The sequence below is a fragment of the Acaryochloris sp. IP29b_bin.148 genome, from assembly GCF_028285565.1.
In the GTDB taxonomy this organism is placed as follows: domain Bacteria; phylum Cyanobacteriota; class Cyanobacteriia; order Thermosynechococcales; family Thermosynechococcaceae; genus Acaryochloris.
In genome coordinates this window covers 1-15,346 of the sequence record NZ_JANQOY010000205.1, presented here as the reverse complement: position 1 = coordinate 15,346, position 15,346 = coordinate 1, and the positions used below count along the sequence as shown (strand labels likewise).

Sequence of the window (15,346 nt, the reverse complement as noted above, 5' to 3'; positions counted from 1 at the left end):
GAATATTTCGGTCACATCAAGGCGGGGTAAGCTGATAGACATGGCTGAGGTAAAGCGGTACGACATACTGCAAATATATGCCCCAGCCTTTTCTCATGCTCTATTTCTTCGTCGAACTCACGTAGAGATAGATGATTGATGCCAAATCATATCGCCGTCTACTGAAGCCCGAGCCGTTAGCTCACAGCATCCATTTTTTAGATTGTCCCCATGAGTTCTTCGAATGGCCATTGACAGTGAGTCGATAACCAACCCCACGCACAGTTTCTATCAGGCTGTTACCTAATTTTTTTCGCAGATAGCCCACATAAACATCCACAATGTTTGAACCTGGATCGTAGTCATATCCCCAAACGCGGTCCAACAGTTGCTGACGAGTGAGGACTTGGCCCGGATGCCGGAAAAAAGTCTCCGCCAAAATAAACTCACGGGCGGGTAGTTCCATCCACTGGCCATTGACCTTCGCCTTACGGGTACGCAAATCCAACATCACATTATGGGCCATTAACGTTAGGGATTCTGATGTTAGAGATGAACCAGGCACTACCCGTAGACGCACCCGCACCCGCGCCAGCAGCTCTTCAAACCGGAAAGGTTTGGTCATATAGTCATCAGCACCCCCTTCTAAGCCAATGACTTTGTCTTGAATATCATCTCGGGCTGTCAGAATAATAACGGGTAACTCTGCCCTCTGTCCTCGAAGCTCCTCAAGCACCTCTAGACCATCTTTGTCCGGTAGTCCCAAGTCTAAGATTAATAGATCAAATAGGCCGCTTAGCGCTAAAGACAGCGCCTCATCAGCCTCCTCAGCAACAGTGGTGGTATAACCGTGACTCTTGAAGCCTTTCTCAATAAAGGAGGCAATCCGAGGTTCATCCTCTACGATCAGAATGTGGGCCATGGGCAAAAGTCAGCTACATGACAAGACATCTTAGGACGATCCTAAACGTTCATTCAGTTCCTTAACTTTAGAAATCGCCCAATGACACCTTAAGCGCTGTTGCGTCGGCGTCGATAGTGTAAGAATAACTCATGCTCAACTTGCTGAACGGACAGTAACTCTAACCCGGGCGCTTCTGCTTGCAGCCAACCTTGGCCTGCAACCGGCGTAGGGGTAGCGGTTCCCCCAAGTAGCAGTGGGCAAACCGTTAGGTAAAGTTCATCAATCAAATCAACAGCCAACAATGCCGCCACAATTTGCCCGCCTCCTAGAACTGCAATTTTTTTAATTCCTAGAGGCAGCATGGCTTGTAGCGTTTTTACCCAATCGATGCTATGGTCGGCGGTCTCATACGTAAAAATCTGCTCAAAATGGGGCTTACCGTGCCAAGCATCGGCGCCCTGTTCAGTCGTCACCAACCAATGCGGAACGGCTTGTTGAAAAAAACGTAGGGTTGGACTCAAATCACCGGAACGTGTGCAGACCATCTGGGCGGGTTGTTCAGGTTGTCCCCGCTCCAAGCGAGCAGCAATAAGGTCCGGGGTCACCACTCGCATGGCCGTTTCCCCAGCTTTTAAGGTGGCTGACCCAAATAAAATGCCATCCGCGGCCGCGACCTGGCGTTCCAAATGGGCATAATCTGCGGCGGATCCAAATTCTGGCGGAGAATGTTGGGCATCGGCGATCTTCCCATCTGCACTCATCGCCAATACCACCGTTGTCTGCGGGCGAGGCGGACGTGTCTCAACCATAATAGAACGCTCTATCCGTAATAAAAAAACAATACAAGAGGGATATCAATACTTTTGACTTTTTCAGCAAGCCCTAATTAAAGTCGCTCTTCTGGTTAGTTATTCTCTTTTTAGAGACTAGTGAATTTGCCAACAGTATCGAATCGTTGTCGGACCCCTGGTTGGGGTAACCCAGTGAAGGGACACACTTGGCTTATCTGTCCACTTTTTTGGGGTAAGGTCAATGGGTAAGGCATAGATCCTCAAGAGGATGCCTGGGATGCGGATGTAATAGTGTAACTATCGGGCAGGGTAAAGGAAAAGGTTGACCCTTGCCCTTCTTGTGAGTCCACCCATATCTGTCCCCCATGAAGTTCCACAATTTTCTTGCAGATAGCTAGACCAATTCCGGTTCCAGAATAGTCTTTTTGATGGTGCAAACGCTGAAAAATCACAAAAATGCGGTCTGCATATTGAGGATCGATGCCAATACCATTGTCTTGAACAGATATGATCCAAGTATGATTGTCGTGAGTTGCTCGAATATGCACTGTAGGAACATCTGCTTGGCAATATTTAATGGCATTAGAGATCAGATTTTGCAGCAACTGTCGCATTCGTGTGGGATCAGCTAAGACAGTAGGCAAGTTCTCAAAGGAAATAACAGCATTTCGAGTTCTAATAACTGTTTCTAAGTCAGATGTCATCTGCTGCACGATCATTTCAAGAGAGGTGGATTTAAGATTGAGTACTGCTCGTCCCACACAAGAAAAACTCAATAAATCACTAATCAAAGCTTGCATGCGGGTGGCTCCTTCGGTGACGTAGCTGATATATCGATCCGCCCGCTCATCCATTTGACCTTGATAATTCTGGGCCAGTAATTCAGCAAAATTCCGAATTTTACGCAACGGCTCCTGCAGGTCATGAGACGCAACATAAGCAAATTGTTCGAGTTCCTGGTTAGACCGCATCAGATCAGCATTCAATTGCTTGAGCTTCTTCTCACTTTGTTTCCGTTCAGTAATGTCACGGCAGACGGCAACCAGCTCTCCACCCCCTGCAAGGGTATATGAGAGTTCCAGCACAAAAGTCGTCCCGTCTTTACGGGTTGCAATCGCTTCCCCTTGCCATGACAGCGCTGACTCCAATTTGGGAAAAATCTCATTTTCAAAACGGTCTACCATCTTTGACGGATATAAGCATTTCCAGCTCTGACCCGTGAGTTCATCAAGTTGGTCATATCCAAAGAGTTTCAGATAGGAGTGATTCATATAAAGATGGTGATCGGCTTGCAGAATGGCAATGCCATCGATGGCAGCTTCCATGGCCGCCAACTGCCGTCTGATCAGAATTTCTGCATTGCGATGCTGTTGCCGTACTTTTGCCTCTCGCAACTCTCGCCTGACCGCCTCTGGCAACCGAGTGAGGTCATCTTTCATTAAATAATCGTGGGCACCTGCTTTCATCATCTCCACAGCCACTTTTTCGCCAATCGCCCCCGAAACCACAATAAAAGGGATATCAAGCTGGCTTTGTTGGAAAATTTTTAGGGCTAAAGGTGCCTCTAATTCGGGTACACGATAGTCCGCAATAACCACATCCCATGCAGCCGTTTTCAGTTGGGTGCGAAGGATGGCTTCAGATTGCACTCGTTGCCAATCGGGTGTGAAATTTCCCCGCTTCAACTCACGAATCACCAAGCGTGCATCATCTTCAGAATCTTCAATCAGAAGAACATGGAGAGGTTCATTGCTCATCATAGCTCTTCAGGGACTGCCTCACTGACGAGTAACCAGTACAATCCCAATTGAGAAACCGCAGAGATGAACTGCTCAAACTCAACTGGCTTGCGCACGTAACTGTTGGCCCCAAAGTGGTAACTTTCTACAATATCCTGCTGTTCGCTAGATGAAGTCAGGATCACGACTGGCAGTAGTGCGGTACGTTCATTGTCTCGAATACGTCGCAAGACCTCTAGCCCATCAATTTTAGGCAGCTTGATGTCTAAGATGATCAGTCCCGGAAGCGAATCAGCGGCAAATAGGGTGTCCAGCGCCTCAGCACCATCCCGGGCAACCAAAATGGGGTTGGTTACCTTGCATCGTTTCAATGCCCTCAGGGTTAGTCGCTCATCATCGGGATTATCTTCTACGAGTAAGATGGGACGAGGTGTGTCCATTATCTTTCTTTCCTATCGCGAGAATATGAACGGGAAATCGTGAAATAAAAGGTGGCCCCCTTCTCAATGGCAGCCTCTGCCCAAACTGAGCCGCCATGCCGACGAATAGCCCGTTGTACTGAAGCCAGCCCAATTCCGGTGCCGGGGAATTCGTGGGCACTGTGTAATCGCTGGAACACGCCAAAAAGCTGTTGGCTATAGGTCATATCAAATCCTGCCCCATCATCTTGGACAAAGTAGACCCGCTGGCCTTCTTGTTCAGTCACCCCAAACTCGATATGTGCCGTAGTATGGTGACAGGTAAACTTCCAGGCATTTTCGAGCAGATTCGTAAGGATGGCACGCATCAAAATGGAATCCGCTGAGACAATCTCATCCGGTACAATCTGAACATCAACTTGTCGATCCGGCTCCCCTGCTTGTAATTGATCGATGACCTCTTGCGCTAATGTGCTGAGATTGACCTTGGTATATTGAATTTTCGACCGAGAGACACGCGATAAGTTCAACAAGTCATCAATTAGCTGGCTCATTCGAGCCACATTCTTACGAATGCGATCGAAGTAGTCTGTAGCCTCCTCATCGAAACGATCTTCGTAGTCTTCGAGTAAGGCTCGGCTAAATCCATCGATGGCCCTTAGAGGCGCTCTTAAATCATGGGAAACCGAGTAGGCAAAGGCTTCTAATTCTCGATTTGAAGCTTTTAGCTGGGCTGCATATTGTCGACTTTGTTCTTCAGCCCAAATACGTTCGCTGAGGTCAAGATGACATCCGATCATCCTGAGGGGTTGTCCGCCCTCATCCCACTCAATAACTTGGCCAGAACTCAGGATCCATACAGTTTGCCCTTCTTTATGATGGTACCGGCCTTCATGGTAGAAAGGAATTTCGCCTCGACTCTGGACATGCTTCTCGAAGCAATCTAACATCACCGACAGATCTTCTGAAAAGCATAGCTCTTTTCGAGTTTCTGGAATATTGGGCAAATCATAATCTTGATAGCCCAACATCCGCTTAAAGCCAGGACTAAGATATTCACGATGGTTGGGAATATCCCAATCCCAATATCCCGCAAGGACGTCATCCAGAATCTTTTCCAACAGTTTTAATTCTTGACCAGCCTTTTCGGCTTTTAGCCGTTCTGCTTCGGCTCGCTTGCGATCGCTAATATCATGATGCATTCCAGCCATCCGTACAGGTTGTCCTTGAGCATCCCATTCCACCACCTTACCCAGATTAGCAATCCATTTCCATTCTCCTAATTTGGTTCGTACCCGATAATCGTAGGCATAGGGGACAGAAGTATCTTGAAAATGAGATTCAAGGATAGCCACTGCCCGGGGTAAATCCTCAGGATGAACTAGGTGTTCCCAAGTGTCGTAAGATGCAGGGAGCTCACCATCGTCATAGCCCAACATCTGGTAAAAAAGAGGACTCCAATAGACTTCCCCAGTTTGGACTTGCCAGTTCCACCAACCGTCACCAGAAGCTTCTAAGGAAAATTCTAGTTGTTCTTGACTTTTTTTCAAGGCTTGATTGGCCACAAGTAGGTCTTGAGTCTGCTCTTGGACTCGCTGTTCTAATTCTGCATTCGCTTGCTGTAACTGAGCTTCTAGCTGCTTGCGCTCAGTTATAACTCGCCAGCTTGAGCGACTATAAAGAACCTTGCCCTGCTTATCCCGCACCGCTCGGACATTGAGGCTAACGTCTAACTTACTGCCGTCTTTGCGTTGGAGTTGTAGTTGAGCATCTTTAACTTCTCCCGTTTCCAGAAAGGTTTGAAATGCGACCTGCACCTGTGGGCGACAGTCTGGGTGGTAGACCTCGAAAATAGGTCGATCCACTATCTCACTTTTACGGAAGTCCAAGACATTGCATAGGGTCTGGTTGCATTGCAAGATCTTGCTGGTTTGGGCATCCACAGAGACGTACATATCTGGTGCGTTGTCATATAAGTCTTTGTATTGGGCGAGCAACTTTTCCAGTTTCTGATTCGCTTTTTGTAAGTCTCGTGAGCGCTCATCCACTGTGAACTCTAACTGTTCAACCAGGTTGTTCAAGCCTTGTTCAGCTTGTTTACGTTGAGTAATATCATCAATTTGAGCGATAAAGTTTAAGGGGTGGTCTTGGGCAGTCCTCACTAAGGTAACGCTTAGCCCAGCCCAAATAACATGGCCTTGCTTATGGATATAGCGCTTTTCAAACTGGCAAGAGTTGATTGCACCCGATAACAGTTGGTCGCTATGGTTTTGATCTGCTTCTAAATCCTCTGGATAAGTGATGTTGCGGAAGTTAGTGGCTAATAGTTCGGCTTCAGAATATCCAAGGATGTTACAAAGGGCAGGATTGACTTTAATCCAGTTCCCGTCAGGGGTGAGCAAAGCTTGACCAATCAACGCATATTTAAAAGAATTATCTAGCAATTGCTGGCTTTGTTGAAGCTCTGCTTCCACCTGATGACGGTCTAGAATTTCACGCTTGAGGGATTGATTCAACGCTTCAAGCTCAGCTGGGCTGCGTAAGGCTAAAGCTTTGGGCGCTATTGAGTAAAGTTGAACTGCCGTGAACATCGAGACAGAAGCCGTTAAAGCCTTCGCTGACCCAGATAACCAGTAAGTAGGATGCCAAAGGGTCCAAATTTCCAAAATATGGGTGATGCCACAGGAAATAATAAAAGCCCCGAACAGGGCAAAGATCCAAGGATAGGGCAGGTCTTTGCGTTTGGAAACAAAATACCCCAAGGTACAGGGAATCGAAAAATAGGCGACTGCAATTAAAGCATCAGAAGCCACATGAAGAGAGATGAGTTCGCCATTCCAGAAATAGCAATGTCCATGGGGAATATAGGCGAGAATAGCATTGCTCATCAAATTCCAATTCATCATGCCCCCCAATACGCGCCAGTGAAAAGTAGTGATTTATCACTAGACAAATTTTTCAGTTAATCACATTGGTTACTAGGTTATAAATACTTAGTTTAACTTAGTCGTTTTTATGGATATAAGTCTAGTATCGGGAACAGGTTACCTCTGCAGATGTATCAATTCTGGAACCCCAAAATTGTGATGAGTGAAAACAAGGCTGGAAAAGCCTTCTTTGATGAGGATGTATATTTGCAAACTAAGACGACATACTTCCTCTATTATCTTTTCTATCATGGCGGCTTAAGAAAAAGTGCTGAGGTCGTCAAGCACTGCCTGATAACAATAACCACAAGACTCAGACATTTGCAAATCAATTTCTGTGCCATGACAGGCGAAATGGCAGAACATTTTTACTCTCCTCAAAAATTATTTAGGATATCACGACTTGATATCGTCTAGGAAATGCCTTTGCTAGAAAGCTACTTATTCCTCCGAGTGACTCGTGGTCGAAAAACACCTAGAACTGTCTCAAATCCTAAGTCAACACCCTATTCCTCAATCCTAAAGACCTCAAGCTCATACCATCGATAGGCATCTTGAAAAAGTTCAGGAGAAACTTGAGTGGTGAGTTTTTTATGTCTCCTTTGACCATCGACATGCTCACAGCTATAAACAAAAAAGCAGTTAAAATAGTGGCTGCCTTTAATGGCTAGAGAATTAGATACTGTAGTAGAAATTGATTGACTATAGTGTATTATCAATGGTCTAATATTGAGTGGTACTTTGTAAAATTATTTATTTGAATAAAGATGTGAATCGAAGGATATTAATCACTCCCAGCGAAAAATAAAAATAGAATTTAGCTAATTAAATTGCAGCCAAAATATAAGCATTTTTGTCGAATCCTTACAATAGAATGTCAATATTGATTTACTATTTAATGTTATCTGTAGATTGTAAATTACATGCTATTTTTCAGGCAATTATTTCAGAGGAATAAACTTAAAGATAGACGTGAATAAGATACATATACCATCCTTCCTATATACAAAATTATCGATAATAGCCCTCTTTTAAAAAACTCACTGGCTTATTGAAAAAGCGGTGTCTGAAGGGTCGTAACGATGGATGAGTGCCTCAATATTCTGATTATTGAAGATTCAGAGGATGATGCCAAGTTGGTCGTTCGCGAATTGCTGAACAATGATATTCAGCTTAATTCACAGCGAATCCAAACCGTTAATTCACTCCATACTCAGCTAGAAAATAGTACCTGGGATGTGATTATTGCGGACTATTGCGTACCCGGATTAGAGGCACCTATAGCCCTAGAAACTGTTCAACAAAGCCAGCTTGATATCCCCTTTATTGTGGTTTCGGGGGCGATTGGCGAGCAGGTGGCTGTGGAGATGATAAAGGCAGGTGCCCACGACTATTTGATGAAAGATAACCTCACTCGGTTGCCAGAGGCCGTGAGGCGTGAAGTGCGAGAAGCACAAATTCGCAAAGATCGCCGTCAAGCTGAAGTGATCTTAAAACGCCAACAGGTCGCCATTGAAGCTGTGATTGATGGTATCGCGATTTTGCTCAATGATATTTATCTTTATGCGAACCCAGCCTATCTCAACCTGTTTGGCTATGAGCATTCTGGAGAGCTATTAGGTAAGAGCTGGGACAGTCTATATTCCGTAGAAGAGGCAACCCGATTTCGGCATGAGATCTTTCCAGTCCTGGAGCAGGAGCAAGCATGGCAAGGTGAAACGATTGCCCGGCGCAAAGATGGCTCAACGTTTGTCCAGGGCGTTTCTCTGTCTCTCGCAGAGAATGAGACGTTAATTGTTGTTTGTCGGGATATTAGTGAACTCAAACAGGCGCAACCCCATATTGCTCATAATGCGCTTCATGATCCCCTCACGAATCTACCGAATCGAGCACTCTTATTGGAGCGGCTAGATCTTGCGATTAAAAAAGCACAGCGGTATGAAGATTATCGTTATGCAGTTTTATTTTTAGATCTGGATCGGTTTAAGGTCATTAATGATAGTTTAGGGCATTTGATAGGAGACAAGCTCCTAATTGGAATTGCTCAAAGATTGAAAATTCATTTGCGCAACACTGATATGGTTGCGCGTTTAGGTGGAGATGAGTTTGTGATTCTTCTGGAGGAGAGCAGCAGCGAAGAAACCGTCATCGAAATCGTCAACCGTATTATTAAAGAATGCCAGACTCCGTTTGATTTTAATAAGCAGAAAATTTTTTCAAGTGTCAGTATTGGTATTGTTCTTGAGACAGAGAATTACCTCCAAGCTGAAGAGTTGCTCCGCGATGCTGATATTGCGATGTATCAGGCTAAAAAAGATGAGAATCATGCTTACAAGATTTTCAACAAAGCCATGTATATCAAGGCGTTCAATCGCCTAACCCTAGAGACAGATCTTCGTAAAGCTCTTGAACAAGGGGAATTTGTTTTACACTACCAGCCCATATTTGATTTATTCGATAATCAGCTTATGGGATTTGAGGCTTTAGTCCGTTGGCAACATCCTATCCATGGCCTCATTTCCCCAACCCAATTTGTTCCAATTGCGGAAGAGACTGGATTGATTATCCCTCTAGATGGTTGGGTTATTAGGCAGGCTTGCCAGCAAGTCAACTATTGGGAGAAAAAATTTCCCCGTAGTTTATCTCTAAAGGTCAGCATTAACCTATCGGCTAAAGATTTTCGAAAACCTAGCTTAATTCAAGAGATTGATATTTTGTTGACTGAGAAAAAATTAGAAGGTGCATTAATCACCATTGAAATCACCGAAAGTATGTTGATGGATAATCTTGAGAAGACAATCGATGTTCTTAATCAATTAAAATCACGCAATATCCAAATTAGTATCGATGACTTCGGTACGGGTTATTCTTCTCTGAGTTATCTCAATCGATTGCCGATTGACAATCTAAAAATTGATCGCTCTTTTGTTAATCAGATGCAGGCAGACAAACGAGATTATCAAATTGTCAATACGATTACTGCATTGAGTAGACAACTTGGATTGGTGACTATTGCTGAAGGTATTGAAACGCCGAGACAGCTTTCATTATTGAAACAACTTGACTGCCAATTGGGCCAGGGATACTTTTTCTCAGAACCCCTCCCAGCAGATGAAATTGAAAATAGAATACTTTATAACACGTTCTAGATCTGGCACTGTTTATTGGGTTTACCTGTAAAATTTTTCGAGTTTTCTTACTCTGAAATGGTTTGAGGGAATCAAAGTAAAATTATCAGAAGTGGTTAGTCCAACTACCCCAAACTATCATGATGTACCCTAAAATTGGCCTTTATTATTGTTAAACAGCTTGAAATAATTCCTGGAGTCCACTGACTCCTTTGATGAACTTTATCCTTTTCTCAGATAGAGACACGAACAACTGGTTTCGGGTTTTTATCTAGCCGACCCACAATATTGGCTTTGATGCCCAATTATGAATAACTGAAAAAGAGAAGGCAGGTGATTTCACTACTCCACGTTGAGAATTCTCTCCATAATTCCATTTTCTCAGCAGGACAAGCTAGATCCTTTGTTCAAGGATCTCTGGAATTTATGGAATGCAAGTTAAGACTAACCTTGGCAAAAATGCCGGAGATTGATCATCATTTAAGCTAAGCTCTTCCAGGCGTAATGCAACCCACTGATCCGTTTGAACCGGAGCAATAAGCGCAATAAGCGCTTGATTTTATCCTCAAATGCTTTGATGTCTTTCGTTCCCGTGGATTTTCATTGATATTCGACACCATCCCTCGATTAAAAATGGCTTTTCGATTATCGCAACTATCGTATGCACCATCCAAACTGACGATAGTCTGGGCCAATTCTATGCCTACTGTTCGCACTGTACTCATCACTTGTGAAAGTGATGTCCTAAGTGATGACTCATTCTGGTTACCTGGGGCAGTTACAAATGGAGAGATTACATTACAGTGGCGATGACCGAAGGTCGGTCTTTGACCATCGCATAAGGCCACCACCTTGTCTCCCTTCATATGTTTATATCCATTGAAACCCAGATTGTCACCTCCTTTCTTGGCTACAGTAGTCGTCCTATCCCCATGGATAACGCTGGTGTCTAGAATATTGAAATCCATTTATGGGACCGAGTTTGAGGCATTTACACTCCTAATTGAACATCAAACAAAAGGCTGGAGCCATTTTGATTCGTGTCGTTGGAATGCTTTGTAGGGTATTGGTTCTAGCCTATTCTACCCATGGAATAAAACTCGAAATTAGTTGTTGATGTTGCGCCGACGTCGATAGTGCAGGAATAACTCATGCCCAACTTGCTTAACAGACAGTAATTCTAACCCAGGTGCTTCTGCTTGCAGCCAACCTTGGCCTGCAACAGGCGTGGGAGTAGCCGTCCCCCAAGTATATAGTGGGCAAACCGTTAGATGAAGTTCATCAATCAAATCAACCGCTAGCAATGCCGCCACAATTTGCCCACCCCCTAGAACTGCAATTTTTTTAATTCCTAGAGACAGCATGGCTTGTAAGGTTTTCGCCCAATCGATGCCATGATTGGCGGTTTCATACGCAAAAATCTACTCAAAATGGGGCTTGCCGTGCCAAGCGTCGGCACCCTGTTCAGTCGTCACCAACCAATGCGGAACGGCTTGTTGAAAAAAACGTAGGGTTGGACTCAAATCACCAGAACGCGTGCAGACAATCTGGGCGGGTTGTTCAGGTTGTCCCCGCTTCAAGCGAGCAGAAATAAGGTCCGGGGTCACCACTCGCATGGCCGTTTCCCCAGCTTTTAAGGTGGCTGACCCAAATAAAATGCCATCTGCTGCCGCGATCTGGTGTTCCAAATGGGCATAATCTGCGGCGGATCCAAATGCTGGCGGAGAATGTTGGGCATCGGCGATCTTCCCATCTGCACTCATCGCTAATACCACCATTGTCTGCGGACGAGGCGGACGTGCCTCCACCATAATGGAACACTCTATCCATGATAAAAAAACAGGTCAAGTAGGGTAGGGTGATCAACAGTAACGCCATAGGACGTGTGTATCGTTGCCTCAGTTTGTTCCCCAAGCTCAACCCCCCTTAGCCTTTATACCGCAGTCTCTCAATCCTATGGTGGTGGAAACCGTGCGGTTTTTGTTGCCGCTCTGGATGCCGTGGAAGCTATCGATTACCTCTGCCGAGGCTGAGAATCTGGCGGTCTTGGTCAAACTGTACCAGGAATTTCAAGCGGGCAACGTCCGGTTTCTGATGGCGTTCCGGCATCCTAGCACCAAGGATCCCTTTGCCATGTCTAACATGCTGTGGCGATTGTTGCCTCAAGAGGCTCGTAAGGCTGGGATTCGTTTCAAAACCCCAACCTACAGCCACTTTATCTATGATCGCGGTATTCCCCTATGGGCCGGTTCATTTGTCTCCTGGCTATTCCCTCGATTAGGCGGCACGCCGATTTTGCGAGGCAAAGCGGATCGGACTGGGTTACGAGCAGCTCGTGATTTATTTGCCAATAGCCCCTATCCGATCGCCGTCTCACCAGAGGGTGGTACCAACGAACATAATGAAATCGTCAGTCCCCTTGAACCTGGTGTCGCTCAACTGGGCTTTTGGTGTGTGGAAGATCTCCTGAAAGCTGGACGTTCTGAATCTGTCGTTATCGTTCCCTTGAATATTCGCTACAGCTATGTGTCTCCCCCGTGGGAGGCCCTCAAGGATCTGATGGATCAGCTGGAAACGCAAATGGGGTTGTCGGCGACATCGGGGCCTGTTCCCCATCTATTGGCCGATCCGCAAGCGGATCGGTTGTATGGCCGAGTGTTGCGGTTGGGTGAGCATCTTTTGGCAGAAGTGAATGCGTTTTATCGCCAGTACTATCAGCTTGAGTCGCCTGCCGATCCGCCCGAGGACTGTACGGATCGCAATGCAAAATTAGCTTTCCAACTCAAACAGCAACTTGATATTGCCTTGCAAGTTGCTGAAGCCTTTTTTGGCCTGCCTGCCAAAGGTAATTTGGTCGATCGCTGTCGGCGGTTGGAGCAAGCAGGGTTTGATCGGATTTATCGCCAGGATTTGGATCAACTCACGCCCCTAAAGCGGGGTATGGCCGATTGGGTCGCCCAAGAGGCAAGCTTGAGGATTGGCCATATGCGTTTGGTGGAACGTTTAACGATGGTCAGCGGCAACTATATTTTGACAAAGCCCACAGGCGATCGCTTTGCGGAAGTTATTTTAATCCTGTGGAAAATTATGACCTATATTCAAGGTGGGCGTCCCCATAATCCTCCTACTTTAGGGCCACAAGCTTTGAAAATGACGATTGGCGACCCGATTTCTGTGACTGAGCGATGGCCCGTCTATCAGGAGAATCGGCGAGGTGCCCGACAGGCGGTTGACGACTTAACCCAGACGATTCAGGCCGCCCTAGAGGAAATGAGTGCTAGGGAACCGTAGTGCTTAACTATTTTGCCCTTGTCAACTGCAACAGACCGTCCGACACTGGAGTGTGGACGCGATTGGCAGTGAAGGGGTTATTTGTATGAAAAGAGTTCTCGCAATTGTTTTGGGTGGGGGTGCCGGAACACGGCTGTACCCTTTGACTAAACCACGGGCAAAGCCAGCCGTATCCTTGGCAGGCAAGTATCGCCTGATTGATATCCCCATGAGTAACTGTATTAACTCCGAGATCAACAAGATCTATGTGATGACGCAGTTTAATTCCGCGTCCCTGAATCGCCATGTGTCCCAAACCTATAACTTTTCTAGTTTTAGTGATGGGTTTGCAGAAGTCTTAGCGGCCCAACAAACGCCAGAAAATCCCAATTGGTTTCAGGGCACGGCAGATGCAGTCAGGCAATATATTTGGCTGCTGTCGGAATGGCGGGATGTGGACGAATTTCTGATTCTTTCGGGCGATCATCTGTACCGGATGGACTATCGGATTTTTATTGAACGCCATCGCCAAACTCAGGCGGACATTACTTTGTCAGTGCTGCCCATTGATTACGAACGGGCCTCTAGCTTTGGACTGATGAAAATCAATGATGCGGGTCGAGTGGTAGATTTTAGCGAAAAACCGGAAGGGGACGCGCTGGAAGCCATGAAGGTGGATACCACAACCCTGGGATTAACGGCCGAGGAGGCCAAGGAAAAACCGTTTATTGCCTCGATGGGAATCTACGTGTTCAAGAAAGAGGTGCTGGTTGATTTACTACGCAAATATCCAGAATCCACAGACTTTGGCAAAGAGATTATTCCCACCTCGGCCAAAGATTACAACGTTCAAGCCTACCTCTTTAACGATTATTGGGAAGATATTGGGACGATTGCCGCATTCTTTGAGGCCAATCTAGCACTGACGCGCCAGCCTCAGCCTCCCTTTAGCTTTTATGACGAAGAAGCGCCCATTTACACCCGTTCTCGCTATTTGCCGCCTAGTAAGCTGCTAGATTGCCACGTGACGGAATCGATTATTGGGGATGGCTGTATTCTCAAGAACTGCCAGATTAACCATTCCGTTTTAGGAGTGCGATCGCGGATTGAATCAGGATGCACCATCGACAACGCTCTGATTATGGGGGCGGACTATTACCAACCCTTTGCTGAGCGAGCCGCTGAAGTTGGAGGTACGACAGTGCCAGTGGGGATTGGTGAAAATACCAAAATCAGCCGGGCCATTATCGATAAAAATGCCCATATTGGCCGCAACGTCAAAATTATCAATAAGGACAATGTTGAAGAGTCCAACCGGGAAGACCAGGGATTCTATATCCGCAGTGGGATTACGGTTGTGCTCAAGAATGCCGTTATTCCTGATAACACGATTATCTAGGATGGGGGACGTTCGTCGGCACGGCGAAATAGGGATCGGTAAACGGGTAATCCTTGGGAAAGGGTAAGTTGTTCCCGTTCCGTGGGGACCGGTAGCGGATTGTCCTGCAGCCAGTCCTCTGGAGAACGAGTGGGCTGAAAGGCAGGCTGTTCGGCGATGCGATCGCGCATCTCTGCCGCCACTTCTAGGACATCTGACTGAATCAAGACAAAACCACCGGGCTGTATACAAATCGCCAACGCTGCCACTAATTCAGGCTGCACAACTCGGCGCTTTTGGTGCCGTCGCTTAAACCACGGATCGGGAAATTGGATAGTCGCCCCTTGGAGGGAGTTGGGTCCCAATAAAGACGTTAGGGACCGATTAATATTGCCAAACAGATAATGCAGGTTATGCAGCTGCAAGGTCTCTCGCTGCTGGTTGGCGGATTGAACCAGGGGCTGGCGAATTTCTATACCTAAAAAATTGTGGTGGGGCTGGAGTTGGGCCATTCCCAACAGAAATTGCCCTCGGGCACAGCCAATATCTAGAAATAAGGGCTGGTTGGGGTTGGCATAGATGGCAGACCAGTTGGGAGGGGCAATGGCATGCTGGAATTTGAGGCTGAGCGGATTGACATGCTGCCGGACTCTAACACCCATAAATGTAATTGACGATTTAAAACCAACAACCAACCCAAGGGTCTAGCTTGGGTTGACGATCAAGAACGGGCCAGGAGGGATTCGAACCCCCGACACCGTGGTCCGAAGCCACGTGCTCTAGTCCACTGAGCTACAAGCCCTAGAAGCGT

General features: G+C 46.2%; 9 protein-coding genes, 1 tRNA gene and 1 pseudogene. 3 read left to right on the top strand and 8 right to left on the bottom strand.

Annotation, left to right across the window (positions count from 1 at the left end; genetic code table 11):
• Nucleotides 1-181: 181 nt before the first annotated feature.
• The 5 genes from Q0986_RS18485 to Q0986_RS18465 all read right to left on the bottom strand — a co-directional run bounded on the left by Q0986_RS18485 (nt 182) and on the right by Q0986_RS18465 (nt 6,738).
• Nucleotides 182-901, bottom strand: a complete 720-nt coding sequence (locus Q0986_RS18485) for a response regulator transcription factor (RefSeq protein WP_299414074.1) — start codon at nt 899-901, stop codon at nt 182-184.
• Between the two features lie 89 nt (nt 902-990).
• On the bottom strand, nt 991-1,692 hold the full coding sequence (locus Q0986_RS18480; protein ID WP_299414071.1) for a RibD family protein: 702 nt from the start codon (nt 1,690-1,692) through the stop codon (nt 991-993).
• A 242-nt stretch (nt 1,693-1,934) separates the two neighbouring features.
• Nucleotides 1,935-3,434 (bottom strand): ATP-binding protein, encoded by a 1,500-nt coding sequence (locus tag Q0986_RS18475; RefSeq protein WP_299414068.1) that lies wholly within the window; start codon nt 3,432-3,434, stop codon nt 1,935-1,937.
• Nucleotides 3,431-3,853 carry a response regulator gene (locus Q0986_RS18470; protein WP_299414065.1) on the bottom strand — a complete coding sequence of 141 codons (423 nt, stop codon included), beginning with the start codon at nt 3,851-3,853 and terminating at the stop codon, nt 3,431-3,433. Before Q0986_RS18470 ends, Q0986_RS18475 begins: the two co-directional genes overlap by 4 nt.
• Entirely contained in the window at nt 3,853-6,738 is a 2,886-nt protein-coding gene (locus Q0986_RS18465) for a PAS domain-containing protein (RefSeq protein ID WP_299414062.1), read from the bottom strand. The genes Q0986_RS18470 and Q0986_RS18465 overlap by 1 nt, the downstream gene beginning before the upstream one ends.
• A gap of 1,103 nt (nt 6,739-7,841) precedes the next feature.
• On the opposite strand from Q0986_RS18465, the gene Q0986_RS18460 reads away from it, so the two are divergent.
• Nucleotides 7,842-9,908 (top strand): EAL domain-containing protein, encoded by a 2,067-nt coding sequence (locus Q0986_RS18460; RefSeq protein WP_299414059.1) that lies wholly within the window; start codon nt 7,842-7,844, stop codon nt 9,906-9,908.
• 1,085 nt (nt 9,909-10,993) lie between these two features.
• Here Q0986_RS18460 and Q0986_RS18455 read toward each other — a convergent pair.
• Nucleotides 10,994-11,698 (bottom strand): annotated as a pseudogene (locus Q0986_RS18455) (RibD family protein).
• Nucleotides 11,699-11,780: 82 nt separating this feature from the next.
• Between Q0986_RS18455 and Q0986_RS18450 the strand changes: the two are divergent.
• Nucleotides 11,781-13,178 carry a 1-acyl-sn-glycerol-3-phosphate acyltransferase gene (locus Q0986_RS18450; protein ID WP_299414056.1) on the top strand — a complete coding sequence of 466 codons (1,398 nt, stop codon included), beginning with the start codon at nt 11,781-11,783 and terminating at the stop codon, nt 13,176-13,178.
• An 85-nt stretch (nt 13,179-13,263) separates the two neighbouring features.
• The gene (locus Q0986_RS18445) at nt 13,264-14,556 is read left to right on the top strand and encodes a glucose-1-phosphate adenylyltransferase (protein ID WP_299414052.1); all 1,293 of its coding nucleotides are present in this window, start codon (nt 13,264-13,266) and stop codon (nt 14,554-14,556) included.
• Here Q0986_RS18445 and trmB read toward each other — a convergent pair.
• A complete protein-coding gene (trmB, locus tag Q0986_RS18440) occupies nt 14,553-15,197 on the bottom strand; it encodes a tRNA (guanosine(46)-N7)-methyltransferase TrmB (protein WP_299414049.1) in 645 nt (214 codons plus the stop codon). The two genes, Q0986_RS18445 and trmB, sit on opposite strands and share 4 nt — an antisense overlap.
• A gap of 66 nt (nt 15,198-15,263) precedes the next feature.
• A tRNA-Arg gene (locus Q0986_RS18435) sits at nt 15,264-15,337 on the bottom strand.
• Nucleotides 15,338-15,346 lie beyond the last annotated feature (9 nt).

Bases quoted from the DNA above. Each gene is read 5' to 3' on its own strand.
- Q0986_RS18485 (WP_299414074.1), bottom strand. From the start codon at position 901: ATGGCCCACATTCTGATCGTAGAGGATGAACCTCGGATTGCCTCCTTT.
- Q0986_RS18480 (WP_299414071.1), bottom strand. From the start codon at position 1,692: ATGGTTGAGACACGTCCGCCTCGCCCGCAGACAACGGTGGTATTGGCG.
- Q0986_RS18475 (WP_299414068.1), bottom strand. From the start codon at position 3,434: ATGATGAGCAATGAACCTCTCCATGTTCTTCTGATTGAAGATTCTGAA.
- Q0986_RS18470 (WP_299414065.1), bottom strand. From the start codon at position 3,853: ATGGACACACCTCGTCCCATCTTACTCGTAGAAGATAATCCCGATGAT.
- Q0986_RS18465 (WP_299414062.1), bottom strand. From the start codon at position 6,738: ATGATGAATTGGAATTTGATGAGCAATGCTATTCTCGCCTATATTCCC.
- Q0986_RS18460 (WP_299414059.1), top strand. From the start codon at position 7,842: ATGGATGAGTGCCTCAATATTCTGATTATTGAAGATTCAGAGGATGAT.
- Q0986_RS18445 (WP_299414052.1), top strand. From the start codon at position 13,264: ATGAAAAGAGTTCTCGCAATTGTTTTGGGTGGGGGTGCCGGAACACGG.
- trmB (WP_299414049.1), bottom strand. From the start codon at position 15,197: ATGGGTGTTAGAGTCCGGCAGCATGTCAATCCGCTCAGCCTCAAATTC.